Annotated in this window: 1 protein-coding gene; it reads right to left on the bottom strand. The window is 67.4% G+C overall.

All coding sequences use genetic code 11. The features are described from left to right. Positions 1 to 28: 28 nt before the first annotated feature. Positions 29 to 1219, bottom strand: a 1191-nt coding sequence (locus tag ABT288_RS50000) for an IS110 family RNA-guided transposase (protein ID WP_351623458.1), incomplete at its 5' end; no start/stop codon positions are given.

The following is a 1219-nucleotide window of genomic DNA, read 5'->3' on the forward strand; positions in this document are numbered from 1 at the left end:
CTGAGCAGACACCCCATGACATTTGAGGTCAAGCGGCCTGGAGGTGGGCGTGGTGCGACCAGGCGGTCGCCTCGTCGTAGAGGGTGCGGGACTTGAGGCAGCCGTGGAGGATGCCGACGAGCCGGTTGCCGACCTGACGCAGGGCGGCGTTGTAGCCGGATTCCCGTGCTCGTTGCTTGTCGTAGTAGCGGCGTGCGCCGGGCGAGGCGCGTAGGGCGGAGAAAGCCTGGAGTTGGAGAGCGTCAGCCAGGCGGTTGTTGCGCACGTAGCGGGCTTGGACGGTGTGACTCTTGCCAGAGGACCGGGTGACTGGGCTGGTCCCGGCGTAGTTCTTGCGGGCCTTGGCCGAGTTGTAGCGGGTGGGGTCGTCTCCGAACTCGGCGAGCACGCGGGCGCCGGTGACCTGCCCAATACCGGGCATCGAGAGGTAGATCTCGGCGTCCGGGTGCGCGAGAAAATGCGTCTTCACCTGCTCTTCCATCGCGGCTATCTGCTCGTTCAGGGCGAGCAGGAGACGGGCGTGGGCGGTGGCGGTGGCCGCGTAGGCGGCTGTGACCTGCTCCGGCAGCTCGAGGTGCTTCTCGCGTAGCGCGGCCTGGATCGCACTGGCTTTCGCGTCCCGGCCGCGACGCCGAGCACGGGCTAGGACCGCGGCGATCTGGGAGCGTGTTAGCTTCGCCGCTGCTTGCGGCGTGGGTGCTTTGATCAGCAGTTCTAGTCCGTCCGTGCTGGTCAGCTCCACGTCTGCGTAGGCGGCAAGCGCGGCCGGGAAGTACTCACGCAGAGCGTTGCGCAGCCGCTGAAAGATACGCGTGCGTTCCCAGATCAGGGTCTGATGAGCGCGTGCAGCGATCTTGACGGCCTGGGCCTGGTCGCTGTCCCCGGCAACCGGTCGCAGCTGGTCACGGTCGATGCGGACCATATCGGCCAGCGCGTGCGCATCGCCCTTGTCGCTCTTGGCACCGGACGTGCTGTATCGCTCCTTGAAGCGGACGACCTGCCGCGGGTTGATCGCGTAGACCTGGTAGCCGGCGGCGAGCAAGGCCTGCACCCATGTGCCGCGGTCCGTCTCGATTCCCACGATCACGCCTGCAGCGTCGAGGTCCTGGTCGCCGTGCCTGGCCACCAGCTCGTGGAGCTTGGTCATGCCTTCCGCGCCCTCGGGCAGCCTTGCGGTCGCCAGCCTGTGGCCGGTTGCGTCCTGGACCTCGATGTCGTG

Origin of the sequence: Streptomyces sp. NPDC001093 (assembly GCF_040298985.1) — a bacterium.
Lineage (GTDB): Bacteria > Actinomycetota > Actinomycetes > Streptomycetales > Streptomycetaceae > Streptomyces.